We start from the raw sequence: 24,141 nt of genomic DNA on the forward strand, positions 1-24,141 counted from the left end.
TGAAAAACAAAGCGGGGAGGCCTACCGGCCTCCCCGCTTCCTCAATATCCCTTACAAACTAGGGAAGGCAAACTGCGAAGCCTCATGGCTGGCGCGCTGCGGCCAGCGCTGGGTGATCGCCTTGCGACGGGTATAGAAGCGCACCCCGTCCGGGCCATAGGCATGCAGGTCACCGAACAGCGAACGCTTCCAGCCACCAAAGCTGTGGTAAGCCACCGGTACTGGCAACGGTACGTTCACACCGACCATGCCCACTTCGATCTCGTCGCAGAACAGGCGCGCCGCTTCACCGTCACGGGTGAAGATGCAGGTGCCGTTGCCATATTCGTGGTCGTTGATCAGTTGCATGGCCTGCTCCAGGCTGTTGACGCGCACAACGCACAGCACCGGGCCAAAGATCTCTTCCTTATAGATGCGCATCTCCGGCGTCACCTTGTCGAACAGGGTGCCGCCCACGAAGTAGCCATCCTCATTGCCGGCTACACGGTAGCCACGGCCATCCACCACCAGCTTGGCGCCTGCAGCAACACCCTCGTCGATGTAGCCCACCACCTTGTCACGGGCTGCAGCAGTCACCAGCGGGCCCATGTCCAGACCACACGAGGTGCCAGCACCGATCTTCAATGCCTTGATCTGCGGTTCGAGCTTGGCAATCAGCGCATCCGCCACCTGATCACCCACGCACACCGCTACCGAAATGGCCATGCAACGCTCGCCGCAAGAACCATAGGCCGCGCCCATCAGCGCGCTGACCGCATTGTCCAGGTCGGCATCGGGCATCAGCACTGCGTGGTTCTTGGCACCTCCCAGGGCTTGCACGCGCTTGCCACGCTTGGTGCCTTCGGCATAGATGTACTCGGCGATCGGGGTCGAACCGACGAAGCTCAGGGCCTTCACCTCCGGCGCTTCGATCAGCGCATCCACCGCTTCCTTGTCACCCTGCACCACGTTGAGGATGCCGTTCGGCAGGCCGGCTTCGTGCAGCAACTGGGCGATGTACAGGGTCGAGCTCGGGTCACGCTCGGAAGGCTTGAGGATGAATGCGTTACCGCAGGCGATGGCCAGCGGGTACATCCACAGCGGCACCATGGCCGGGAAGTTGAACGGGGTGATACCGGCCACCACGCCCAGCGGCTGGAAGTCGGACCAGGCGTCGATGTTGGGGCCGACGTTGCGGCTGTACTCGCCTTTCAGGACTTCTGGCGCTGCACAGGCGAACTCGACGTTCTCGATGCCACGCTTCAGTTCCCCGGCGGCGTCTTCCAGGGTCTTGCCATGTTCTTCGCTGATCATCTGCGCGATGCGGGCTTCGTTCTGCTCCAGCAACTGCTTGAAGCGGAACATGACCTGGGCACGCTTGGCCGGTGGGGTGTTGCGCCACGCCGGGAAGGCCGCCTTGGCCGAGTCGATCGCCTGCTGCACGGTCGCGCGGCTGGCCAGCTCGACCTTGCGTACAGCCTGGCCAGTGGACGGGTTGAAAACATCGGCGCTGCGCTCACCCTTGGTAACCAGCTCGCCGTTGATCAGGTGCTGAACAATGCTCATGCAAAACTCCAGATAAAGAAGGTTGAGCCAGGCGCACCTTGTACTCGCGCGCCTGGCCTCAGAATCGGACAGGTCAGTCGATCAGGTGCAGGGTCTCGCCCACTGCATCGAACAGGCGGTCCAGTTGCTGCGGCGTGGTGTTGAAGGTAGGGCCGAACTGCAGGGTGTCGCCACCAAAGCGCACATAGAAGCCGGCCTTCCACAGCTTCATCGCCGCTTCGTACGGACGCACAATGGCATCACCATCACGGGCAGCGATCTGGATCGCGCCGGCCAGGCCGTAGTTGCGGATATCGACGATGTTCTTCGTGCCCTTCACGCCGTGCAGCAACTTCTCGAAGTGCGGCGCCAGCTCGGCCGCCGATTGCACCAGGTTTTCCTTCTGCAGCAGGTCGAGTGCCGCGATGCCGGCGGCGCAAGCTACCGGGTGGGCCGAGTAGGTGTAGCCGTGCGGGAATTCCACGGCGTATTCCGGGGTCGGCTGGTTCATGAAAGGCTGGTAGATATCGCTGCTGGCGATCACTGCGCCCATCGGGATGGCGCCGTTGGTCACCTGTTTGGCGATGCACATCAGGTCCGGGGTCACGCCGAAGGCTTCGGCACCGGTCATTGCCCCCATGCGGCCGAAACCGGTAATCACTTCGTCGAAGATCAGCAGGATGTTGTGCTGGGTGCAGATTTCACGCAGGCGTTTCAGGTAACCCTTGGGCGGCGGCAGTACGCCGGCAGAACCTGCCAGGGGTTCGACGATCACGGCAGCGATGTTGGACGCATCATGCAGTTCGATCAGCTTGAGCATTTCGTCGGCCAGGGCGATACCGCCCTCTTCCGGCAGGCCCTTGGAGAAGGCGTTCACCGGCAGCACGGTGTGCGGCAGGTGATCGACATCCAGCAACTGGCCGAACAGCTTGCGGTTACCGTTGACGCCACCCAGGCTGGTGCCGGCGATGTTCACGCCGTGGTAGCCGCGGGCACGGCCGATGATCTTGGTCTTGGTCGCCTGGCCTTTCAGGCGCCAGTAGGCACGCACCATCTTCAGCGCGGTGTCGGCGCACTCGGAGCCGGAGTTGGTGTAGAACACGTGGTTCAGGTCGCCCGGGGTCAGCGCGGTGATCTTCTCGGCCAGTTGGAATGACAGCGGGTGGCCGAACTGGAAGGCCGGTGAGTAGTCCAGGGTACCGACCTGGCGTGCTACCGCCTCGGTGATCTCCTTGCGGGTGTGCCCGGCGCCACATGTCCACAGCCCCGACAGCGCATCGAAGATCTTGCGCCCCTTGTCGTCGACCAGGTAGTTGCCTTCGGCCGCCACGATCAGGCGTGGGTCGCGCTGGAAGTTGCGGTTGGCGGTGTAGGGCATCCAGTGGGCATCCAGCTTGAGCTGGCTGGCGATACCAGCGGAAGCGGTTTCGGGCATGTTCATCGGCGGTTCCTCGGAAGACGACTAGGCAACGATGGATGTTGTTGCAGCTAAGGTGGCACGGCGATAAAGTCCGAAAAAGCCAACATTTCTAATCTTCAGACAGGCCCTGACTAAACTGATGAGCCGACGCCCCGATCCCCTCGCCCAAGTCAGCGATTTCGACATCCGCCTGCTGAAGATCTACCGCAGCGTCGTCGAGTGCGGGGGCTTCTCGGCTGCCGAGAACGTGCTGGGCATAGGTCGCTCGGCCATCAGCCAGCAAATGAACGACCTCGAGCAACGTCTGGGCCTGCGCCTGTGCCAGCGCGGTCGCGCCGGGTTCTCGCTGACCGAGGAAGGCCGCGAGGTCTACCATTCGGCCCTGCAATTGCTCAGCGCCCTGGAAAGCTTCCGCACCGAAGTCAACGGCCTGCACCAGCATTTGCGTGGCGAACTGAACATTGGCCTGACCGACAACCTGGTCACCTTGCCGCACATGCGCATCACCCATGCCCTGGCCGAACTCAAGGACCGTGGCCCCGATGTACGCATCCAGATCCGCATGATCGCGCCCAGCCAGGTCGAACACGGCGTGCTCGACGGTAGCCTGCACGTCGGCGTGGTGCCGCAGACCAGCCCGCTGTCGGGCCTGGAATACCAGCCGTTGTACAGCGAGCGCTCGCTGCTGTACTGCGCCGTCGGCCACCCGCTGTTCTATGCCGATGACCAGCAGATCGATGACGACCGCCTCAACAGCCAGGAAGCCATCGCCCCTACCTTCCGCCTGCCAGCCGAGATCCAGGCGCATTATCAGGCCCTGAACTGCACGGCCAGTGCTTCGGACCGCGAGGGCATGGCGTTTCTCATCCTTACCGGGCGCTACATCGGTTACCTGCCTGACCATTACGCCACGTTCTGGGTACAGCAAGGCCGCTTGCGTGCGCTCAAACCCCGGCAGCGCTTCTATGACCTCAGCCTGAGTTGGGTAACGCGCAAGGGCCGGCGGCCCAACCTGGTGCTGGAAAGCTTCCTCGAGAGCCTGGCTGCGACACGCTGATGCCAGTCTTTGCCGCAAACGCTTGTCACTTCGGCGCAGGCAGGTAATCTTGTCCGACAGCCGCAGCCATTGACCCGTACGGAATCGTCCATGACCCTAGAAGTCCCTGCGCATCGCCTCGCCACCTCGGGCAAACCCGCGGGCCGCATTCGCCAGAAAAACGAACAGGCCATCATCCAGGCCGCCGAAGACGAGTTCGCCCGCCACGGTTTCAAGGGCACCAGCATGAACACCATCGCCCTCAAGGCAGGGTTGCCCAAGGCCAACCTGCATTACTACTTCACCAACAAGCTCGGCCTGTACATTGCCGTGCTCAGCAACATCATCGAGTTGTGGGACAGCACCTTCAACGCCTTGAGCGTCGATGACGACCCGGCCGAAGCCCTGAGCCAGTACATCCGCACCAAGATGGAATTCTCCCGGCGCAACCCGCAAGCCTCGCGCATCTTCGCCATGGAGGTGATCAGCGGCGGCACCTGCCTGACCGAATACTTCAGCGCCGACTACCGCGAATGGTTCCGCGGCCGTGCCGCGGTATTCCAGGCCTGGATCGAGGCCGGCAAGATGGACCCGGTCGACCCGGTGCACCTGATCTTCCTGCTCTGGGGCAGTACCCAGCACTACGCCGACTTCGCCACGCAGATCTGCCAGGTTACCGGCCGCAGCCGCCTGACCAAGCAGGACATGGAAGACGCCAGCAACAACCTTATCCACATCATCCTGAAAGGCTGCGGCATCAAGCCGGCTGCCTGACCGTCATCTATGCCTTCTACCCTGCTCGACCTGTGCGAATACCGCGAGGAAATCCGTAAAAGCCGTTTCATCACCCTCGCCGGCCCCATCAGCAGTGCCGCCGAAGCGATGAGTTTCATCGAGCGCCACAGCGACCTGGCCGCGACGCACAACTGCTGGGCCTGGAAGCTGGGTGCCCAGTACCGCAGCAGTGATGACGGCGAACCGGGGGGCACTGCCGGGCGACCGATCCTGGCAGCCATCGAAGCGCAGGACTGCGACCAGGTGGTGGTGCTGGTGATCCGCTGGTACGGCGGTATCCAGCTGGGCACGGGTGGCCTGGCCAGGGCCTACGGCGGCGGTGCCAACAAATGCCTGCAACAGGCCCCCAAGCGGGTGTTGGTGCAGCGCAGCGAATTCACCTGCAGTTGCGGTTTCAGTGAACTGGCGCTGGTGAAGTTGCGCCTGGCGGAGGTTGACGGGTTGGTGCTCGACGAGCAGTTCACTGCCAATGGTGTTGATCTGCTGATTGCCCTCGGCGATGCCCACCTGCCGTCATTGCAGCAGCAACTTGCCGACCTGAGCCGCGGGCGCATTCTGCTCGAAGCGCGTTGAACATTGCCCACAACGACTGTGGGCCGGCCTGTGGATAAGCTTGGGGCACTCGCTTGTAGGCCACTGTTTTCAGGGCTCGCAGAGCATTGTTCATTTTTCAACCAGCGCATTGGGATGGCTTCGGACAGCTGAACCCTAACGAGTTATCCCCAATGCGCTGGCAAAAACTCCAGCCTTGCCTGTGAACTTGCACACAATAACTGTGGAACAGCTTGTGGATAACCCGTGCGCCAACAGGCCAGGCGCCCGGCCACGCAGGACCGTGGGTCACTGGTCAATTTTTATCCACTCAGAGAACGGGCACCGGTACCCACAGTGACGTATGCTCATTACCTCTTCATAAACCGATAAAGGAATGATCCCATGGCTTCTTCAAGATCGGCCCTCATCATCGGCGCCTCGCGCGGGCTGGGCCTTGGCCTGGTGCAACGCCTGCATGAGGACGGCTGGAACATTACCGCCACCGTACGCAACCCGCAGCAGCCTGGGGCGCTGGCCGATGTGCCCGGCGTGCGTATCGAGCAGTTGGAAATGAACGACACGGCCCAGCTGGATGGCCTTAAGCAGCGCCTGCAAGGCCAGGTGTTCGACCTGGTCTTCGTCAACGCTGGCATCATGGGGCCGCTGCCCCAGGACCTCGAAGCCGTGCAGAACAAGGACATTGGTGAGCTGTTCATGACCAACGCCGTGGCACCGATCCGCGTGGCCCGCCGCCTGGTCGACCAGGTGCGGGAAGGTAGCGGCGTGCTGGCCTTCATGAGTTCGATCCTGGGCAGCGTGACCATCCCCGACGGCGGCGAAATCTGCCTGTACAAGGCCAGCAAGGCAGCGCTCAACTCGATGATCAACAGCTTCGTCGTCGAACAGCAACGCCCTGACCTGTGTGTGCTGGCCATGCACCCGGGTTGGGTAAAGACCGACATGGGCGGCGAAAACGCCGAGATCGATGTGCTGACCAGCACGCGCGGCATGCTCGAGCAGATCAAGGCCCAGAGCGGCCACGGCGGCCTGCGCTTCATCAACTACAAGGGCGAACCCCTGGTCTGGTGACTCACCAGGATGCAATCTGGCCGGGCACATTGCACGGCCAGGCCCTGTAGAATGGCGGCAACCGTACCTGATCGAGATGACCCACTATGTATGACTGGTTGAACGCCCTGCCCAAGGCCGAACTGCACCTGCACCTGGAAGGCTCGCTGGAGCCCGAGTTGCTGTTCGCCCTGGCCGAGCGCAACAAGATCGCCTTGCCGTGGGCCGACGTGGAAACCTTGCGTGCCGCCTATGCCTTCAACAACCTGCAGGAATTCCTCGACCTGTATTACCAGGGTGCCGACGTGCTGCGCACCGAGCAGGACTTCTACGACCTGACCTGGGCCTACCTGCAACGCTGCAAGGCGCAGAACGTCATCCACACCGAACCGTTCTTCGACCCGCAAACCCACACCGACCGCGGTATCCCCTTCGAAGTGGTACTCAATGGCATCGACCAGGCGCTCAAGGATGGCCGCAAGCAACTGGGCATCAGCAGTGGCCTGATCCTCAGCTTCCTGCGCCACCTCAGCGAAGACGAAGCGCAGAAAACCCTCGACCAGGCATTGCCGTTCCGTGATGCGTTCATCGCCGTTGGCCTGGACAGCTCGGAAATGGGCCACCCGCCCAGCAAGTTCCAGCGTGTGTTCGACCGCGCTCGCAGCGAAGGCTTCGTCGCCGTTGCCCATGCCGGTGAAGAAGGCCCACCCGAGTACATCTGGGAGGCCCTGGACCTGCTGAAGGTCAAGCGCATCGACCACGGCGTGCGCGCTATCGAGGACGAGCGCCTGATGCAGCGCATCATCGACGAGCAGATCCCGCTCACGGTGTGCCCGCTGTCGAACACCAAGCTCTGTGTGTTCGACCACATGAGCCAGCACAACATCCTCGACATGCTCGAGCGCGGCGTGAAGGTGACGGTCAACTCGGACGACCCGGCCTACTTCGGTGGCTACGTCACCGAAAACTTCCACGCCTTGTACACCCACCTGGGCATGAGCGAAACCCAGGCCCGTCGCCTGGCCCAGAACAGCCTGGATGCGCGGTTGGTGTGAATGAGTGACGGCGTTGCGGTCAGCCGACCTGCAACGTCGCCACGCGGGCAATGCGATTGATCTGCTGGATGCCCAGTGCCGAAATATGCAAAGCCCGTGTGTCTTCGGCCTCGCGCATCCAGCCGGATTGAAGGAACAGCCTGAACAACGCCTGCCCCAGCACGCCCCCCAGATGCGGCCCCTGGTCGTTGCACTCGGTGCAATGGCAGATCACACAGCCACGATGCTGGTGAGGCGCCAGCGCATCGATATAGACCCCCACCAGCGCCAACTGCGCCCGCCCTTCATCACTGACCATCAACTGCCGACCACTGCCCTCCAACCAGCCGGCGACCACCAGGCGGTGATACAGCTCACTGGCCAGCTCCCCGCCCAGATGATCACCACAGCGGCGCGCCCGGCGTACCGACATCGGCAAAGGCGTCACCGGAGCCTTGGCCTGCGTCGCCTTGGCACTTTCCAGCTGGACACTGGCCAGCGCCTCCACTGCGGCCCCGACCTGCGGGGTCGCCAGGCGGAAGTAGCGTTTGCGGCCCCGCGCTTCATGCCGGAGCAAGCCGGCAGACGACAACAGGGAAAGGTGCGCGCAGGCCGATGACGAGGTCAGGCCGGTCATCACCGCAAGCTCTTTGGCCAAGCGTGGTGTGCCATCGATCAATGCCCATAACATGGCACTGCGCTTGGGGTCGGCCATCAGGCTGGCGATCTGGCTGATACTGCTGGCTGCGTTCATGTCCCTGTAACTCCCTGCAAGTTCACTTTGTGGATGCGATGGCCAACCCTGGCAGGGAAGCGCCTCTCGCTGGCACTGGCCTGGTTCGCCAGTATAAGCCGCAAAAAACGCCACTCAGGCAGCCCTGCCGCGGCGGCAGCTTCGCCCGGAAACAACTGGGTAGGTGTACCCATGGTGAACAGACAACAAACCTGCAAAACCAGTCCAAGCCGCGCGCTGAAGCAGCCAGATCGCACACACCGCTGGTCAGGGAGTTCCCACGGTAGAAACACCAGACACAACTTCGGATGTGACCGACAGCTAGCTTCCACAAATAACGCGAACCAAAGCGAAGGTTCAACGCGCTCATGGGCGTTGCGCCCCAGGGTGGAAAAGGACTGGGCGAACCAGCCTGCCCGACCGTCAGTCAGGATGCTGTTGCAGGTCATGGCAGGCAGAAGGGGCGGCGCTACACTAGAGCGGCTGTTTCCCCGTGGAGGTATGCCGCGATGAAAATTGTCGTCAGTCCGACGAGCCGAAACCCTGCCTGCCCGTGGCAGGTGCAACTCGATCAACACGTGGTCAGTTTCCGCAGCGAGGCCGAAGCGCGTGCCTTCGTCGCCACCCTGGAAACCCGCCTGCAGGCACCTCACCCGCTCATGCGGGAGCCCTGGCCTGCAAGCGCCGGGTCAACAGCGCGACACTGACGACCAGCGCGCCGCACAAGCTGATCACCAACGCCATCGGTACCGCACTGCCGTCATGCAACAGCCCGACCAGCGCCGCCGCGCCGGCAGCGACACTGAACTGCAGGCAGCCCATCAGCGCCGAGGCACTGCCGGCCCGCGCGCCCTGCCCGCTCATGGCGCAGGCCGAAGCGTTGGGGATGATGCAGCCGAGGCTGGCGATACAGATGAACAATGGCACCAGCAGTGGCCACAACTGCGCCGGATGCAGCGCCGCCACGCCCAGCAGCACCAGGCCTGCCACCAGGTACAGCCAGACCGCCCGCGCCAGCAGGAATGCCGGCCCACGTCTGGCCAGCAAACGGGCATTCACCTGCGCCACGAGGATGAAACCGGCAGCGTTGGTGCCGAACAACCAGCCGTAATGCTCGGCCGGTACGCCGTAGAGCTTGATGAACACGAAAGGTGAACCGGCAATGTAGGCAAACATGCCGGCAATCGCTATCCCACCGGTCAGGGCGTGACCGAGGAACACCCGGTCAGCGAACAGCCGCAGGTATTGGCGCACGGCGCCAGACAGTGGCTGGCGCGGCATGTGCTCGGGCAAGCTTTCCGGCAGGCCCAGGCCGACCGCCAGCAGGCAACCGGCACTGAACAGGCTCAGGGCGAGGAAAATCGATTGCCAGCCAGCCACGTTCACCAGCACACCGCCCAGCATGGGCGCCAGGATCGGCGCCAGGCCCATGACCAGCATCAATTGCGAAAATACCTTGGCCGAGGCCACCGGGTCGCACTTGTCACTGACGATGGCCCGCGACAGTACCATGCCGGCGCAACCGCCCAGTGCCTGGACAAAGCGCGCCAGCACCAGGGTGTCGAGGTTGGGCGCATAGGCACAGGCCAGCGACGCCAGGGTGAACAGGGTCACGCCGAACATCAGCGGTTTGCGCCGACCAAAGCGGTCAGCCACCGGACCATAGGCCAGTTGGCCGATGGACAAGCCAAGGAAATAGGCGGCCAAGGTGGTCTGGACGTGTTTTTCATCAGTAGCGAACGCCTGCGCCATGGCCGGGAAGGCGGGCAGGTAGAAGTCGATCGCCAAGGGCCCGAACGCACTGAGTGCACCCAGGATGAGTACCATTCGCAGGTTCATCAGGAATCCATAGCAGGCTAAGCAAGTAAATGATTCTACCTGCTATGCACCCCGTCAGTACGAAAACATTTGCAACAATCTGGCCGGCCCGATATGGCCGCTTTCACGGGACGTCAGCATTGGCCCGGTCATGCCACCTCGGCTTGATAGCCTTCTTCCCGAATGGCGCCGAGGATCTTCTCCTGCGCCAGCTCAGTCTGCACCCGTACCTGCTTGGCCGCCAGGTCGACTTCCACCTTGGCCGCCGCATCCCGCTCCTGCACGGCCCGGGTCACGGCCTTCACACAGTGGCCGCAGGTCATGCCTTGTACATTGAACACTTGCATGGGGGTTACCTCCTTCAGTTTTGGCCAGTCTCAAGCTTGCCACCGGGGCAAGGTCAAGTCCTGCCGACAACTGCCGGGGTGGAAATCCGCGCGCGCGTCGGCCAAGCTGCGCCTTTGATGATCAGGCAAGCAGGAGATTCTTCATGTTCAGGGCAGTATTGGGCGTCGTCGGGCTGTTGAGCACGCTGGCTGCGGTGCCACCGGCCAGCGCCGAGGGCAACGCGGACTACAGCGTACTGATCATTTCCCGCGAGCGCCTGGAAGTGGCCACCAGCTGCGAAATCGGCATCTATCTCAACGACCAGCTCTCCGGGCGCGTATTCCAGGAGCAGTCCACCTCGTTCAACCTGCCAGCAGGCCCGGTGGACGTGCGCCTGCGCGTACTGCCCGGGCAAATGCCGGGCTGCGCGCCGGGTATCGAGGACCAACGCAGCACACGGTTGAACCTGCAGGCGGGCCAGATCAACAAATACCGCATCGCCATGGGGCAACATGGGCTGGAGTTGCAACGAGCCGGCCTGGGCTATTGACCTTACCTGCGTGGCAAGGTTGATGCTGGCGGCATGCCCAAGGAGGAGAGCCCATGTCCGCATCTACCACTTACGACCTGCCGATCACCGGCATGACCTGCGCCAGCTGTGCCGGCCGGGTCGAGCGCGCCCTGCGCAAGGTCACCGGCGCCGAGCAGGTCAGTGTCAACCTCGCCACCGAACAGGCGCGGGTCCAGGCCCCGGCCAACAGCCTGCCGGCCCTGGTCAATGCCGTACGTGACGCCGGCTACAGCGTGCCCACCCGCACCGTCGAGCTGCAGATCGGCGGCATGACCTGCGCCAGTTGCGTCGGGCGGGTGGAGCGTGCCCTCGCCAAGCTGCCAGGTGTGGAGCAGGTCAGCGTCAACCTGGCCAGCGAACGGGCACACCTTGCAGTGCTTCCGAGCGTCGACGACAACCTGCTGATCGACGCAGTGCAAAAGGCCGGCTACAGCGCCAGCCTGCCGCACACGGCCAGGGACGACCAGGCTGCTGCCCAGCGGCGCCTGCGCAACGAACGCCTGGCCGTCGCTGCGGCCCTGTTGCTGGCCTTGCCGCTGGTGCTGCCCATGCTGCTGCAACCTTTTGGTGTGCACTGGATGCTACCCGCCTGGGCTCAGTTCGTGCTGGCCACGCCTGTGCAGTTCGTGCTCGGCGCGCGCTTCTACGTGGCGGCCTGGAAGGCCGTGCGTGCCGGCGCCGGCAACATGGACCTGCTGGTGGCGCTGGGTACCAGTGCCGGCTACGGCCTGAGCCTGTACCAATGGGCGCGGGCATCGGCGGGCATGGTGCCGCACCTGTATTTCGAAGCCTCGGCCGTGGTGATTGCCCTGGTGCTGCTGGGCAAGTACCTGGAAAGCCGTGCCAAGCGGCAGACCGCCAGCGCCATCCGCGCCCTCGAAGCCCTGCGCCCGGAACGTGCCGTGCGCGTAGTCGATGGCCGGGAAGAAGACGTCGCCATCGCCCAGCTACGCCTCGGTGACCTGGTGCTGGTCAAGCCTGGCGAGCGCTTCCCGGTCGATGGCAGGGTCGAGGACGGCAGCAGCCATGCCGATGAAGCCCTGATCAGTGGTGAAAGCCTGCCGGTACCCAAGCAGCCTGGCGACAGTGTCACCGGCGGCGCTATCAATGGCGAAGGTCGGCTGCTGGTACGTACCCAGGCGCTCGGCACCGAGACCGTGCTGGCACGCATCATCCGCCTGGTAGAAGACGCCCAGGCCGCCAAGGCCCCGATCCAGAAGCTGGTCGACCGGGTCAGCCAGGTGTTCGTCCCGGCCGTGCTGGTGCTGGCACTGATCACCCTGGTCGGCTGGTGGCTGGCCGGTGCGCCACTGGAAACCGCATTGATCAATGCCGTTGCCGTGCTGGTCATCGCCTGCCCCTGCGCTCTCGGCCTGGCAACCCCTGCCGCGATCATGGCCGGCACCGGGGTCGCCGCCCGCCACGGCATCCTGATCAAGGATGCTGAAGCCCTGGAACGCGCGCATGCGGTCAACCGCGTGGTGTTCGACAAGACCGGCACCCTCACCTCCGGCAGCCCTCGGGTCGTGCACAGCCAGGCGCAGGTAGGCAGCAGCGCCGACCTGCACCGCCTGGCTGGCGCCCTGCAGCGCGGCAGCGAACACCCGCTGGCCAAGGCGGTGCTGGCTGCCTGTGTCGAACAAGGGCTGGAGGTACCCAGCGTCAGCGACAGCCAGGCGCTGGCCGGGCGTGGCATCGCCGGGCGCGTGGAAGGCCGCGAGCTGGCCCTGGGCAACCGCCGCCTGCTCGACGAAAGCGCCCTGCCAGCCGGTGACCTGGCCACCCAGGCCCAGGCCTGGGAAGCCGAAGGGCGCACCCTGTCGTGGTTGATCGAACGCGGCACGCAGCCCCGTGTGCTGGGCCTGTTCGCCTTTGGTGACAGCCTCAAGCCCGGCGCCGCGCAGGCGATCGAGGCCCTGCATGCACGCGCCATCAGTAGCCACCTGCTGACCGGCGACAACCGCGGCAGCGCCAGGGTGGTCGCCGACGCGCTGGGCATCGACGATGTGCATGCCGAAGTGCTGCCGGCCGACAAGGCGGCAACCGTGGCCGCATTGAAGCGCGATGGCGTGGTCGCCATGGTCGGCGACGGCATCAATGATGCGCCGGCGCTGGCCGCCGCCGATATCGGCATTGCCATGGGCGGCGGCACCGACGTGGCCATGCAGGCCGCCGGCATCACCCTGATGCGTGGTGACCCGCGCCTGGTACCGGCTGCGTTGGAGATCAGCCGCAAGACCTACGCGAAGATCCGCCAGAACCTGTTCTGGGCGTTCATCTACAACCTCATCGGCATCCCGCTGGCCGCGCTGGGTTATCTCAACCCGGTACTGGCGGGCGCCGCCATGGCCCTGTCCAGCGTCAGCGTGGTGAGCAACGCGTTGTGGCTCAAGGCCTGGAAACCCACCCGTGATACCCAGGAGGCTTCATGAACATCGGCCAGGCCGCCCGTCGCAGCGGGCTCAGTACCAAGATGATCCGTTACTACGAGTCCATCGGCCTGCTCAAGCCCGCCGCGCGCAGCGACAGCGGCTACCGCCTGTACCAGGCGGAAGACCTGCACAGCCTGGCATTCATCAAGCGCTCCCGCGACCTGGGTTTTTCGCTCGAGGAGGTTGGCAAGCTGCTGACCTTGTGGCAGGACCGCCAGCGCGCCAGCGCCGATGTGAAAGCGCTGGCCCTGCAACACATCGATGAGCTGAACCGGCGTATCGAGGAGCTGGTGAGCCTGCGTGACACCCTTGGCGAGCTGGTTTCGCACTGCCAGGGCGACGACCGCCCGGATTGTCCGATCCTCAAAGACCTGGCAAATGGCGCTGCAGGCAGCTGTTGCCACTGACTACCGACGCTTTTGGTATGCCATATACGTCAGACACGACCGAATAGTCACCAATCGCGACGAAGTCCCATAAATACGGGCATTTTTCCTACATTAAACCCGGACGCTGCCGATGCAGTTATTACCTGCTTCGAGTAGCAACAATAAAAACCGGGGGCGTCGATGAGCATCAAACAGAAACTGACCTGGGCATTCGCGGTCATTGCCGGCTTGCCCATCGTCCTGGTGGCCACCTTGGTGGTCCTCAACCTGCGTGGCGAGGCACGCGACGGGTTCCTGGACGGCAGCAGCCGGGAAATCCGCCAGGTCGGCAACGCGATGAACATCTTCTTCCAGGGGATCAACCAGAACGTCGAGTACATGGCATCGCAGCCACTGGTCGCCGCCACCGGTAGCGAACTGAACAAGTACATGAGCGCGACCCCATCCTATGAACTGGGCGACCAGGCCAGCAAGCTGCTTGAGTTCATGACCCGCCTGGCTACCTCGCACCCCGCCTATGCCTACCTGTCCTATGGGGTGAATGACGGCGGTTACGTCGGCTGGCCGGCCGGGCAGAAGTTCGTCAATTACGACCCACGGACCCGCCCCTGGTACCAGCTGGCCATGGCCAACCCTGGCAAGACCCTGCGCACCGAAGCTTACTACTGGGCACCTGACGACGCCGTGCTGGTCAGCACCGTGCGTACCGTGGCCAACCAGCTGGGCAACCCCGGCGGCGTGGTCAACGTCGACGTCTCGCTCAAAGGCCTTACCGAGATCGTGCAGCAGATCAAGCTGGGCGACAGCGGCTACGTGCTGCTGGTGGAAAACAACGGCAACGTGCTGGTCGACCCGCGTGACGCCAAGCACAACTTCAAGCAGCTGGCGAGTTTTGGCGACGGCTACGCCGAGCTGGCCAAGCATGGCAAGGGGCTGGCCGAAGTGGAGCTGGGTGGCGTGCGCTACATGGCCAACATCTACCCCGATGAACAGCTGGGCTGGACCTTGATCGGCCTGATCGAGCAAAGCGAAGTGATGCAGACCACCACCCGCCTGACCTGGCTGATCGGCATCGTCGCCGTGGTACTGGCGGCGCTGTTCGCCGTGGTGGGTGCAGCCTTCGCCAAGCTGATCGTACGGCCGATCAACAGCGTCACCAGCGGCCTGGAGGACATTGCCCAAGGTGACGGTGACCTGACCCGCAACCTGGAAATTCGTGGCCGCGACGAAACCGCACAACTGGCCAGCTGGTTCAACCAGTTCCTCGGCGCCATTCGCAGCCTTATCCAGCACATCGGCGCCGCAGCCGGCAAGATCCTCAGTACATCGACCAGTTCGACCCGTGTATCCAGCGACATGGCCGAAGCGGCAGGGCGCCAGCGCGAAGCCGTGGACATGGTCTCGACCGCTTTCCACGAAATGGTCGCCACTGCCAACGAAGTGGCGCGCTCCTGCAGCCAGGCGGCGCAATCGGCCGACAGCGGCCAGCAGCAGGCCCGTGAAGGCCAGCAGCAGATCGACGCAGCGGTGCACAGCGTCGACCGCCTGAGCCAGGAGATCGAGCAATCGGCGCAGTCGATCCAGCAGCTGGAGCGTGACAGCAACGCCATCCAGTCGATCCTGGGCACCATCCGCTCGATTGCCGAGCAGACCAACCTGCTGGCCCTCAACGCCGCCATCGAAGCGGCCCGCGCCGGAGAGCAAGGCCGTGGCTTCGCCGTGGTCGCCGACGAAGTGCGGGCGCTGGCCAAGCGCACCGCCGACTCCACCGCCGAGATCGACGGCCTGCTCGGCAACCTGGCCAGCCGCACCGCCGAAGTGGCTGCGCAGATGCACGCCAGCCTGGAAGTGTCGCAGCAATCGGTCAGCCGCATCGGCATGGCCCGTGACAGCTTCGGGCAGATTCGCGAATCGGTGGACGTGATCCGTGACATGAACACCCAGATCGCCACGGCGGCCGAGGAGCAGCATCAGGTCGCCGAGGACATCAACCGGCACATCAGCCAGATTCACGGGGACGCGCAGCTGGTCGCCGAACTGGCCCAGGCGGCACGGGTGGATTCGGAGAGCCTGGCCGGGCTGTCCAACGAACTGGATGCGCTGGTGCGCAGGTTCCGTACCTGACGCGTTGCCGGTACTGGCTGCTTCGCGGGACCAGCCGCGAGGCAGCCAGTACCGGCGACCACGATCAGAGTTTCAACTCACCCGGCGTCGCACCGAACAGCTGCTTGAACGCCGCGATGTAGGCTGAAGTGGAATCATAGCCACAGCCCAACGCCGCCTCGGTGACATTCTCCCCCGCCTCCAGCAACGCCAGCGATGACAACAGCCGCATGCGCTGGCGCCAGTTACGAAAGCTCAAGCCCGTTTCCCGCTGAAACAGCCGCATCAGGGTCTTTTCCGAACAGCCCAGCTGGCGCGCCCATTGCTGCAAGGTCTGCGGCTGTTCCGGGGCAGCGATCAAGCCGTTGCACAATGCCAGCAATCCCGGATGGCGCGGTAATGGCAGCGAGAAGCCGACCTCGGGCAGCGTGCGCAACTGGTCGAGCAGCACCGCCACCAGCCGCGCTTCGGCGCTGTCGCCTTCCGGGTAATCTGCCGGGAACAGGCAGAACTGCTTGATCAGTTCGCGCGCCAACGGTGTCACCTCCAGCACCCGGCATCGCTCCGGCGCCCACGCGCAGGCGTCACGGCGCACGTACAGGCTGCGCATTTCGGCCTGCACCGAGGTGACCACTTCATGTTCGGCATCGGCGGGTATCCACACCCCCCACTGCGGCGGGGCGAAGTAGCTGCCTTCCTGGGTATAGACGCCGAGTACACCGCTGATGGCGTAGGAAAATTGCACCCAGTCGTGCTGGTGGCGAGTAGTCCAGGAGCCGGCGCCAAGGCTTTCGGCACGGGCATACAAAGGCCTGGGCAGGCGGTCCAGCGCCGGAATGGCGCGGGGTTGTCCGATGGTCGGCATGGCGGTTTCTTGTAGTTCTGAGCAGACAAGCCTAACAGCTCGTTCATCGCTCGACGATGACCGTCACACCCTGCCCGCCCGCGGCACAGATGGAAATCAGCCCTCGCCCTTGGCCCGCCTGCGCCAGCAACTTGGCCAGGTTGGCCAATATCCGCCCCCCGGTCGCGGCGAACGGGTGCCCGGCCGCCAACGAACTGCCCTTGACGTTGAGTTTGCTGCGGTCGATTGCCCCGAGCGGCGCATCCAGCCCCAAGCGCTGGCGGCAGTAATCGGCATCCTCCCAGGCTTTCAGCGTACACAGCACCTGGGCTGCAAAGGCTTCGTGGATTTCGTAGTAGTCAAAGTCCTGCAAGCTCAACCCGTTACGCGCCAGCAGCCGCGGTACCGCATGCACCGGCGCCATCAGCAGCCCCTCGCGGCCAGTGACGAAGTCCACCGCAGCCGTTTCGCCATCGACCAGATACGCCAGCACCGGCAGCCCTTGTTGCGCCGCCCACTCTTCACTGCCCAGCAGCACCAGCGAAGCGCCATCTGTGAGTGGTGTGGAGTTACCGGCCGTCAGCGTGCCCTGGCCGCTGCGGTCGAAGGCCGGCTTGAGCCTGGCCAGTTGTTCAAGGCTCAGGTCGTGGCGCAGGTTGTTGTCGCGGGTCAACGCCAGGAACGGGGTCAGCAGGTCATCCTGCCAGCCTTCGGCGTAGGCAGCGGCCAACCGCTGGTGGCTAAGCAACGCCAGCTGGTCCTGCTCGGCACGGTCGATGTGCCAGGCCTGGGCCATGCGTTCGCAGTGCTCGCCCATCGACAAGCCGGTACGCGGCTCGCCATTGCGCGGCAACTCGGGTTTCAGATGCCGGGGGCGCAGCTTGAGCAGCGGCTTGAGCCGTTCGCCCAGGCTTTTGCCACGGTTGGCCTGCAGCAGGATGTGGCGCAAGCCTTCGTTGACTGCAATCGGTGCATCGGAGGTGGTGTCCACGCCACCGGCAATGCCGCAGTCGATCTGCCCCAGGGCAATCTTGTTGGCCACCAGCAGCGCCGCCTCCAGCCCGGTACCACAGGCTTGCTGAATGTCATAGGCCGGGGTATGCGGTGACAGGCGCGAACCCAGCACGCATTCACGGGTCAGGTTCATGTCGCGCGAGTGCTTGAGCACCGTACCGGCGACGACTTCGCCCATGCGCAACCCATGCAGGCGGTAGCGCTCGATCAGCCCCTCGAGCGTGGCAGTCAGCATTGCCTGGTTGCTGGCCGTGGCGTAGGCACCATTGGAGCGGGCGAAGGGAATTCGGTTGCCGCCCAGGATCGCGACCCGGCGAGGTGAACGCATGCGCTGGTTCCTCCTGAAACAATTTGATCCGTACAGCCTAGGTGTTTTTACCGCATTCGAACGACCTTGGCACAAACTTGGTCCACACTTTCAAGCTTGCCTTACGGGAGACCACTCATGAGCGATCGCTACCTCGGCTTTGCCAATTCCAACCTTGGCCGCCGTCTTGTGGATGCCCTTGGCCTGCCACACCCGGCTCCGCTGGAGCGCTGGCAGGCCGGCCGCCTGCGCCCGGTGGAGGGTGCCCTGGTCCTGGGTGGCGGGCCCCTGGCGAGCCAGGTCGAAACGCTTGCGCCGCGCCTGACCGACACGTTTTACCGCTTCAACACCGACGCCCTCCAGGCCGAGCCCTGGGTGGCCGGCCTGGGGCCGAAAATCAAGGCGGTGGTGTTCGATGCCACGCATTTGTCCGACAGCGACGCATTGAAGCAGTTGCGCGAGTTTTTCCAGCCACTGCTGCGCAGCCTGGCGCCTTGTGCCCACGTGGTGCTGCTGGGGCGCGCCCCGGAGAGCCTTGATGACCCGCTGGCCAGCATCGCGCAACGGGCCCTGGAAGGCTTCAGCCGCTCGCTGGCCAAAGAACTGCGCAATGGTGCGACCGCCCAGCTGCTGTACGTCGCCCCCGGCGCAGACCACCAGCTGGAAGGCGCATTGCGTTTCTTCCTCTCGCCGAAAAGCGCCTTCGTATCCGGCCAGGTGCTGCGCCTGGAAGCCTGCGCCAGCCAGGTCGAGGACTGGACCCGGCCGCTGGCGGGCCGCCGTGCACTGGTGACCGGCGCCGCACGCGGCATCGGCGCTGCCATTGCCGAAACCTTGGCGCGGGACGGCGCCGACGTGCTGTTGCTGGATGTACCGCAGGCCAGCCAGGACCTCGACGCCCTGGCTGCGCGCCTGGGTGGCAAGGCGCTGGCGCTGGATATCTGCGCGGGCGACGCGGCGAGCCGCTTGCTCGCAGCCCTGCCGGACGGCATCGACATCGTAGTGCACAATGCCGGCATCACCCGCGACAAGACCCTGGCCAACATGACCCCGGAATACTGGGATGCAGTGCTGGCGGTGAACCTGAAGGCGCCGCAGGTACTGACCCAGGCGCTGCATGAGCACGGCGCCCTGGGTGAAAACGCGCGCGTCACCCTGCTGGCTTCGGTCAGCGGCATCGCCGGCAACCGCGGTCAGGCCAACTATGCCGCCAGCAAGGCTGGGTTGATCGGCCTGGCCCAGGCCTGGGCGCCGCGCCTTGCCGAGCGTGGCGGCAGTATCAATGCGGTGGCCCCCGGGTTCATCGAAACCCACATGACCGCCGCCATGCCCATGGGCCTGCGCGAAGCCGGGCGACGTTTGAGTTCGCTGGGCCAGGGTGGCCGCCCGCAGGACGTCGCCGAGGCCATCGCCTGGCTCAGCCAGCCCGGCTCCGGGGCAATCAACGGCCAGGTACTGCGCGTTTGCGGCCAGGCCTTGATGGGGGCCTGAACATGAGCCGACACTGGCATGACCTGCACAGCCCGGCTTCGCGCGCCAGCCTGTACCTGCGCGCCGCCAGCAAGCGCAAGATCAGCGGTGAGCGCCTGCCGGGCGATGGCCTGCGCTGCCTCATCGGTGTCCAGCCGGGCAACCTGGCGGCCTACCGCCGGCTGTGCCATTTCGCCGACGATGGCCGGCTGCCGGCGAGCTACCCGCACGTGATGGCGTTCACCTTGCAGCTGCAGTTGATGACCGCCGACGACTTCCCCTTCCCGCTGCTAGGCCTGGTGCACCTGCACAACCGCATCGAAGTACTGCGCCCGCTCGGCGCTGTCGAAGCGCTGCGCTTTGCGGTGTATACGGACAACCTGCAACCCCACGCCAAGGGCGCCACCTTCGACCTGGTCAGCGAAGCCGAAGACGGCATCGGCCTGCTCTGGCGCGAGAGCAGCCGCATGCTGGTGCGTGGGCTCAAGCTCGAAAGCGAGGCAAATGAACCTGTCGAGGACCAACCGGCTGCGCTGCCGGAAGCGACCCGCTGGTACGCCGACCGGGATATCGGCCGGCGTTATGCCAAGGTCTGCGGGGATTACAACCCGATCCACCTCAGCGCCGCCAGTGCACGGCTGTTCGGCTTTCCCACGGCCATTGCCCATGGCATGTGGAGCAAAGCCATGGCCATGGCAGCCTTGCGCGGCCACCTGCCGTACAGCGGCTATGCCTTCGAGGTGGGGTTCCGCAAGCCGGTGCGGTTGCCGTCCGAGGTGGTGCTCAGTGCCAGTGAGGCGGGGCCGCAGGGTACGCTGCGGCTGGACGGGCATGGCGGCGTGCTGCATATGGTCGGGCGCTGGGAGCCCTTGTAGGCGCGGCCGGCCTTGGTGGAACACGCTTGCTTTGCATCGGGCCTGCGCTGAAGCTATGCGGCATTAGGAGACCCCGATGAACTTGCAAGAACTCACCCAACGCCTGCACCACATTCGCGACAATAACGACTGGCGCGGCTTCCACAGCCCGAAGAACCTGGCCATGGCCGCCAGCGTCGAAATGGCCGAGCTGGTGGAAATCTTCCAGTGGCTGAGCGAAGACCAGTCGCGCCAGCTGCCCGCCGACAAGCTGGCCCATGCCGGCCAGGAAATCGGTGACGTGGTGCTCTACCTGTTGCTGCTGTGCAGTGAGCTTGGCCTGGACATGGACCAGGTGGTGCGGGCCAAGCTGGCCGACAGCGAGAGGCGCTTCGCCCGATGAACGACCGTCACTTCGATGAGCTGGCCACCCGTTTTGCCGAAAAGATCTATGGCGGCGCCAAGGGCGCCATCCGCCTGGCCGTGCTCCAGGCCGACCTGGCCGAGGCCTTGCCCGACCGCCCCCTGCGCATCCTCGACATTGGCGCCGGGCTGGGCCACATGGCCTTGTGGCTGGCACAGCGCGGCCACCAGCTGACCCTGGCCGAACCCGCCGCGCCAATGCTCGATGGCGCCCGGGCACGCTTTGCCGAAGCAGGCCAGGCGGCCACCTTCATCCAGGCCCCTTGGCAAGACCTGCTTGGCCAGCTCACCGAACCCTACGACCTGGTACTGTGCCATGCCGTGCTCGAATGGCTGGCCGAGCCGGAAAGCATCCTGCCCGTGCTGCACCAGCTCACGGCCCCTTGCGGGTGGCTGTCGCTGGCTTTCTACAACCGTGACGCGCTGGTCTATCGGAACCTGCTCAAGGGCCATTTCCGCAAGTTGCGCAGCAACCGCCTGGAAGGTGAAAAGCAGAGCCTTACGCCACAAAAACCACTTGATCCGCGCCAGCTCAGGGCGCAACTTGATCCTCAGTGGCAGGTGCAAAGCGAAAGCGGCGTGCGGGTGTTCCACGACTACATGCCCAGGGAGTTCCAGGGCAAGGCCGAGTTGCTCGACCTGCTGGAAATGGAACTGGCCTATCGTCGCCACCCCAGCTTCGCCGGGCTTGGCCGCTACCTGCACTGGGTTTGCCGCCCGCGCTGACTGCCCCGTCGGAGGACTACATGCCGTACCGTCTGTTGTGCCTGGCGCTGCTGCCGCTTGCCCTGGCTGGCTGCCAGGGCAGCAACCCGTACGTGGCCAGCAGCCGCCCGTTACCCCCTGCCCCTGCCCAGGCGGCCACCACCTTCGATGCCAGTGCCTACCCGGCACCTGCGCGGGACTATGGGCATTACCGCAGTTGGAGCTGGCGCAACGGCCAGTTGCCCAGTGGCTCGGCGGATACCGACCCGGCGCAACTGGCCGATGCCGTCAGCGGCGCGCTCGACCAGCACGGCCTGCGCCCTGCCCGGGGTGGCCCCGGCGACTTGCTGGTGAGTGCTGACATACGCCTGGAAAAACGCGTGCGCCAGGTACGGGACTACGATGCCTACGACCCTTACTACGGCCCGTACCCCTACGGCGGTGTCGGCTATGGTGGTTACCGCAATGGTTATGGTGCCTATGCCAGCGTGCCCATCGTACGGACCTACGAAGTGCAGGTGATGGTGGTACGCATCGACCTGTACGACGCCCGCAACGGCCAGCCGGTATGGAGCGCCAGCGCCGAAAGCGGCAGCGACAAGGACTCGCCGCGAGAACGCGAAAGTGCCTTGCGCAACTCAGTGTACAAGGCGCTCAGCGGCTATCCTCCCAGTTAATGCCTAACGGAGAACCATCATGTTGCGCCGTCTCGTTCTACTGTCATTCGCGTTGCTGCTGGCCGCCTGCTCCAGCAATAACGTCCAGCAGGATTTCGACGCCAGCCGCGATTTTGCCGCCTACCGCAGCTGGGCCTGGCAGGAACCGGGCCTGCAGTATCGCCCTGACGACCCACGCATCAAGAGCGACCTGACCGAGCAGCGGATCCGCCAGGCGGTCGCCGACCAGCTGGACCAGCGCGGCCTGCGCCCGGTTCAAGCTGGCGCGCGGCCCGACCTGGGCGTGCGCGCCTACCTGATCGTCGAACAGCGCCAGCAACAGATCACCACCAACTACGGCGGTGGCTGGGGCGGCTACTGGGGTGGCTATTGGGGCGGGCCGATGTACAACGAAACCCGCAGCGTCGACTACAAGGTCGCCACTATCCAGATCGACCTGTTCGACGGGCGTGACGGCAAGCTGGTGTGGCGCGGCAGTGCCGAGCAGATCATGAACAACTACCCGCCAAGCCCGGAGGAACGTAACAGCGCCATCCAGAGCACGGTGGCCAAGGTGCTGGGCAACTATCCACCCGGCAGCAGGAAGTGATGCATGACCGGAGCGGGCAAGCAAGCGCCTGCAGGTCTATCTTCACTTAAGGAAACCTGACTGACCGGGTAGCTGTGTTCAACATTGGGAAAGGCGACCTGCCAATGCAAAGCATTGTTCTCCTGCTGTGGCTTGCCTTGTGCTCCGAACAGGATGTGCGTCAACGCCAGATCTCCAACCTGCTGACCTTGGGCGTGGCAACCTGCGCCCTGGTCTGGCTGTTCGCCACTGGCCACAGCTGGATCGGCGCCGAGGCCAGCGATGCCGGCTGGGCCCTGGCCATCGTCATGTTGCTGACCCTGCCCGGCTACATGCTCGGCCGTTTCGGCGCCGATGACGTCAAGTTGATGGGTGCCCTGGCCCTGGCCACCAGCCCGCACTACGTGCTCGGCACTTTCATCGGTGCCGGCGTCAGTGTGCTGGTGTGGTTGCTCACCCGCCGGCGCCTGTGGACCTTGCTCAACCCCAAGGTGAAAAAGCGTCTGCAGGCCCTGACCGAGGAAATGGGCGACAAACAGGCGTTCGTCCCCTATGTGCTCAGCGGTTTTCTTCTGACTGCTGTATGGATCCAATGAGCAATCTCTTGGTCCGATACCTGTACACAAGTTGTACAAATTCGCTCCCGACGTCTATTTTTACCTTGCCGCAGCGTCTGGCCCGGGAGCAGGACCGTACAAGAACAGGGAGTCGATTGTGTCCAGAGCATTCAGCGAAGTGAAAATATTGGTGGTCGATGACCAGCCCGTGATCGTCGAGCAACTGTGTGAGTTTCTCGAAACCCAGGGTTATCACTGCCTGCCAGCCCATTGCGCTGATGAAGCCATCGAACGCTATCAGGCCGACGCGGCCATAGGCCTGGTCATCTGTGACCTGCACATGCCTGGGCGAGACGGTGTCGACCTGGTCCGTGCCTTGAAGGCATTGGGCGAGCAACGTATTTTCGAAGCCATCATGCTCACCGGCCGTGCCGAAAAGCAGGACATCATCCGTGCGCTGCGCGAAGGTTTTGCCGACTACTACCAGAAGCCCATGGACTTCGATGAATTGCTGGAGGGGGTGCGCCGGCAGGAAGAGATCGTGCTGGAGCGCCAACGCAACTTCCGTAACCTGGGCGGGTTGAACCAACGCCTGCAAGAGCTGGCCGAATCGGTGGACGAGTTGTACCGGGACCTGGAAAAGGCCCGAGGCCAGGGTGTGCACCGGCGCGCCAACGATGTCGAAGAAAGCGAAGGCGAGCTGCCAGCGGCGTTCGAGAAGCTGTCACCGCGCCAGCTGGAAGTGGCGCGGCTGGTGAGCACCGGCAAGACCAATTACCAGATCGCCTGCGAACTGGGCATTACCGAAAATACCGTGAAACTGTATGTGTCACAGGTGCTGCGCCTGACCCACATGCACAACCGCACGCAGCTGGCGCTGGCGCTGACGCCCAGTTCATCACCGATACACCAGCGCTTCACCGCCCATTGAGGCCAGC

Annotated in this window: 25 protein-coding genes and 1 pseudogene; 19 read left to right on the top strand and 7 right to left on the bottom strand. The window is 64.2% G+C overall.

Annotation, left to right across the window (positions count from 1 at the left end):
• Window positions 1-51: 51 nt before the first annotated feature.
• Complete coding sequence (locus ACLEJP_RS15670) at window positions 52-1,545, bottom strand: CoA-acylating methylmalonate-semialdehyde dehydrogenase (RefSeq protein ID WP_440807821.1); 1,494 nt, start codon at window positions 1,543-1,545, stop codon at window positions 52-54.
• A gap of 73 nt (window positions 1,546-1,618) precedes the next feature.
• On the bottom strand, window positions 1,619-2,965 hold the full coding sequence (locus tag ACLEJP_RS15675; protein ID WP_440807822.1) for an aspartate aminotransferase family protein: 1,347 nt from the start codon (window positions 2,963-2,965) through the stop codon (window positions 1,619-1,621).
• A 115-nt stretch (window positions 2,966-3,080) separates the two neighbouring features.
• Here ACLEJP_RS15675 and ACLEJP_RS15680 point away from each other — a divergent pair, with 115 nt between their 5' ends.
• The 5 genes from ACLEJP_RS15680 to ACLEJP_RS15700 all read left to right on the top strand — a co-directional run bounded on the left by ACLEJP_RS15680 (window position 3,081) and on the right by ACLEJP_RS15700 (window position 7,432).
• The gene (locus ACLEJP_RS15680) at window positions 3,081-4,001 is read left to right on the top strand and encodes a LysR family transcriptional regulator (RefSeq protein WP_186678996.1); all 921 of its coding nucleotides are present in this window, start codon (window positions 3,081-3,083) and stop codon (window positions 3,999-4,001) included.
• 90 nt (window positions 4,002-4,091) lie between these two features.
• The gene (locus ACLEJP_RS15685; protein ID WP_170028128.1) at window positions 4,092-4,754 is read left to right on the top strand and encodes a TetR/AcrR family transcriptional regulator; all 663 of its coding nucleotides are present in this window, start codon (window positions 4,092-4,094) and stop codon (window positions 4,752-4,754) included.
• 9 nt (window positions 4,755-4,763) lie between these two features.
• On the top strand, window positions 4,764-5,348 hold the full coding sequence (locus ACLEJP_RS15690; RefSeq protein WP_440807824.1) for an IMPACT family protein: 585 nt from the start codon (window positions 4,764-4,766) through the stop codon (window positions 5,346-5,348).
• Window positions 5,349-5,711: 363 nt separating this feature from the next.
• Window positions 5,712-6,398 (top strand): SDR family oxidoreductase, encoded by a 687-nt coding sequence (locus ACLEJP_RS15695; RefSeq protein ID WP_440807827.1) that lies wholly within the window; start codon window positions 5,712-5,714, stop codon window positions 6,396-6,398.
• A gap of 86 nt (window positions 6,399-6,484) precedes the next feature.
• Window positions 6,485-7,432 (top strand): adenosine deaminase, encoded by a 948-nt coding sequence (locus ACLEJP_RS15700; RefSeq protein WP_440807830.1) that lies wholly within the window; start codon window positions 6,485-6,487, stop codon window positions 7,430-7,432.
• A gap of 19 nt (window positions 7,433-7,451) precedes the next feature.
• Here ACLEJP_RS15700 and ACLEJP_RS15705 read toward each other — a convergent pair whose 3' ends face one another.
• On the bottom strand, window positions 7,452-8,165 hold the full coding sequence (locus ACLEJP_RS15705; protein ID WP_440807831.1) for a transcriptional regulator: 714 nt from the start codon (window positions 8,163-8,165) through the stop codon (window positions 7,452-7,454).
• Between the two features lie 488 nt (window positions 8,166-8,653).
• Between ACLEJP_RS15705 and ACLEJP_RS15710 the strand changes: the two genes are divergently transcribed.
• Window positions 8,654-8,851, top strand: a complete 198-nt coding sequence (locus ACLEJP_RS15710) for a hypothetical protein (RefSeq protein WP_440807833.1) — start codon at window positions 8,654-8,656, stop codon at window positions 8,849-8,851.
• On the opposite strand, the gene ACLEJP_RS15715 is transcribed toward ACLEJP_RS15710, so the two are convergent.
• Complete coding sequence (locus ACLEJP_RS15715) at window positions 8,802-9,983, bottom strand: multidrug effflux MFS transporter (RefSeq protein WP_440807836.1); 1,182 nt, start codon at window positions 9,981-9,983, stop codon at window positions 8,802-8,804. The genes ACLEJP_RS15710 and ACLEJP_RS15715 overlap by 50 nt on opposite strands.
• 128 nt (window positions 9,984-10,111) lie before the next feature.
• Complete coding sequence (locus tag ACLEJP_RS15720; RefSeq protein WP_440807838.1) at window positions 10,112-10,309, bottom strand: heavy-metal-associated domain-containing protein; 198 nt, start codon at window positions 10,307-10,309, stop codon at window positions 10,112-10,114.
• Between the two features lie 143 nt (window positions 10,310-10,452).
• Here ACLEJP_RS15720 and ACLEJP_RS15725 point away from each other — a divergent pair, with 143 nt between their 5' ends.
• From ACLEJP_RS15725 to ACLEJP_RS15745, 5 genes and pseudogenes are all read left to right on the top strand, one after another.
• Window positions 10,453-10,839 carry a hypothetical protein gene (locus ACLEJP_RS15725; protein ID WP_225780266.1) on the top strand — a complete coding sequence of 129 codons (387 nt, stop codon included), beginning with the start codon at window positions 10,453-10,455 and terminating at the stop codon, window positions 10,837-10,839.
• Window positions 10,840-10,892: 53 nt separating this feature from the next.
• A complete protein-coding gene (locus tag ACLEJP_RS15730; RefSeq protein WP_440807840.1) occupies window positions 10,893-13,292 on the top strand; it encodes a heavy metal translocating P-type ATPase in 2,400 nt (799 codons plus the stop codon).
• Window positions 13,289-13,699 carry a Cu(I)-responsive transcriptional regulator gene (gene cueR, locus ACLEJP_RS15735; RefSeq protein ID WP_440807843.1) on the top strand — a complete coding sequence of 137 codons (411 nt, stop codon included), beginning with the start codon at window positions 13,289-13,291 and terminating at the stop codon, window positions 13,697-13,699. Before ACLEJP_RS15730 ends, cueR begins: the two co-directional genes overlap by 4 nt.
• 360 nt (window positions 13,700-14,059) lie before the next feature.
• Window positions 14,060-14,947, top strand: a pseudogene (locus ACLEJP_RS15740) (cache domain-containing sensor histidine kinase); the annotation flags it as partial.
• Window positions 14,948-15,076: 129 nt separating this feature from the next.
• A complete protein-coding gene (locus ACLEJP_RS15745; RefSeq protein ID WP_437179865.1) occupies window positions 15,077-15,805 on the top strand; it encodes a methyl-accepting chemotaxis protein in 729 nt (242 codons plus the stop codon).
• A 64-nt stretch (window positions 15,806-15,869) separates the two neighbouring features.
• On the opposite strand, the gene ACLEJP_RS15750 is transcribed toward ACLEJP_RS15745, so the two are convergent.
• Window positions 15,870-16,649 carry an AraC family transcriptional regulator gene (locus tag ACLEJP_RS15750; protein WP_440807845.1) on the bottom strand — a complete coding sequence of 260 codons (780 nt, stop codon included), beginning with the start codon at window positions 16,647-16,649 and terminating at the stop codon, window positions 15,870-15,872.
• A gap of 43 nt (window positions 16,650-16,692) precedes the next feature.
• Window positions 16,693-17,970 carry an acetyl-CoA C-acetyltransferase gene (locus tag ACLEJP_RS15755; protein WP_440807848.1) on the bottom strand — a complete coding sequence of 426 codons (1,278 nt, stop codon included), beginning with the start codon at window positions 17,968-17,970 and terminating at the stop codon, window positions 16,693-16,695.
• A 117-nt stretch (window positions 17,971-18,087) separates the two neighbouring features.
• Here ACLEJP_RS15755 and ACLEJP_RS15760 point away from each other — a divergent pair, with 117 nt between their 5' ends.
• From ACLEJP_RS15760 to ACLEJP_RS15795, 8 genes are all read left to right on the top strand, one after another.
• Window positions 18,088-19,440 (top strand): 3-oxoacyl-ACP reductase, encoded by a 1,353-nt coding sequence (locus ACLEJP_RS15760; RefSeq protein WP_440807851.1) that lies wholly within the window; start codon window positions 18,088-18,090, stop codon window positions 19,438-19,440.
• 2 nt (window positions 19,441-19,442) lie between these two features.
• Window positions 19,443-20,294: a MaoC family dehydratase gene (locus ACLEJP_RS15765; protein ID WP_440807854.1), complete on the top strand. Its 852-nt coding sequence runs from the start codon at window positions 19,443-19,445 to the stop codon at window positions 20,292-20,294.
• 76 nt (window positions 20,295-20,370) lie between these two features.
• A complete protein-coding gene (locus tag ACLEJP_RS15770; RefSeq protein ID WP_296235540.1) occupies window positions 20,371-20,676 on the top strand; it encodes a MazG-like family protein in 306 nt (101 codons plus the stop codon).
• A complete protein-coding gene (locus ACLEJP_RS15775; protein ID WP_225780257.1) occupies window positions 20,673-21,422 on the top strand; it encodes a methyltransferase domain-containing protein in 750 nt (249 codons plus the stop codon). Before ACLEJP_RS15770 ends, ACLEJP_RS15775 begins: the two co-directional genes overlap by 4 nt.
• A 20-nt stretch (window positions 21,423-21,442) precedes the next feature.
• The gene (locus ACLEJP_RS15780; RefSeq protein WP_440807858.1) at window positions 21,443-22,078 is read left to right on the top strand and encodes a DUF4136 domain-containing protein; all 636 of its coding nucleotides are present in this window, start codon (window positions 21,443-21,445) and stop codon (window positions 22,076-22,078) included.
• A gap of 19 nt (window positions 22,079-22,097) precedes the next feature.
• The gene (locus ACLEJP_RS15785) at window positions 22,098-22,667 is read left to right on the top strand and encodes a DUF4136 domain-containing protein (RefSeq protein ID WP_440807861.1); all 570 of its coding nucleotides are present in this window, start codon (window positions 22,098-22,100) and stop codon (window positions 22,665-22,667) included.
• A gap of 104 nt (window positions 22,668-22,771) precedes the next feature.
• On the top strand, window positions 22,772-23,242 hold the full coding sequence (locus tag ACLEJP_RS15790; protein WP_440807862.1) for an A24 family peptidase: 471 nt from the start codon (window positions 22,772-22,774) through the stop codon (window positions 23,240-23,242).
• A 118-nt stretch (window positions 23,243-23,360) separates the two neighbouring features.
• Entirely contained in the window at window positions 23,361-24,134 is a 774-nt protein-coding gene (locus ACLEJP_RS15795; RefSeq protein WP_440807864.1) for a response regulator transcription factor, read from the top strand.
• Window positions 24,135-24,141 lie beyond the last annotated feature (7 nt).

The organism is Pseudomonas sp. SMV7, from assembly GCF_052041995.1.
In the GTDB taxonomy this organism is placed as follows: domain Bacteria; phylum Pseudomonadota; class Gammaproteobacteria; order Pseudomonadales; family Pseudomonadaceae; genus Aquipseudomonas.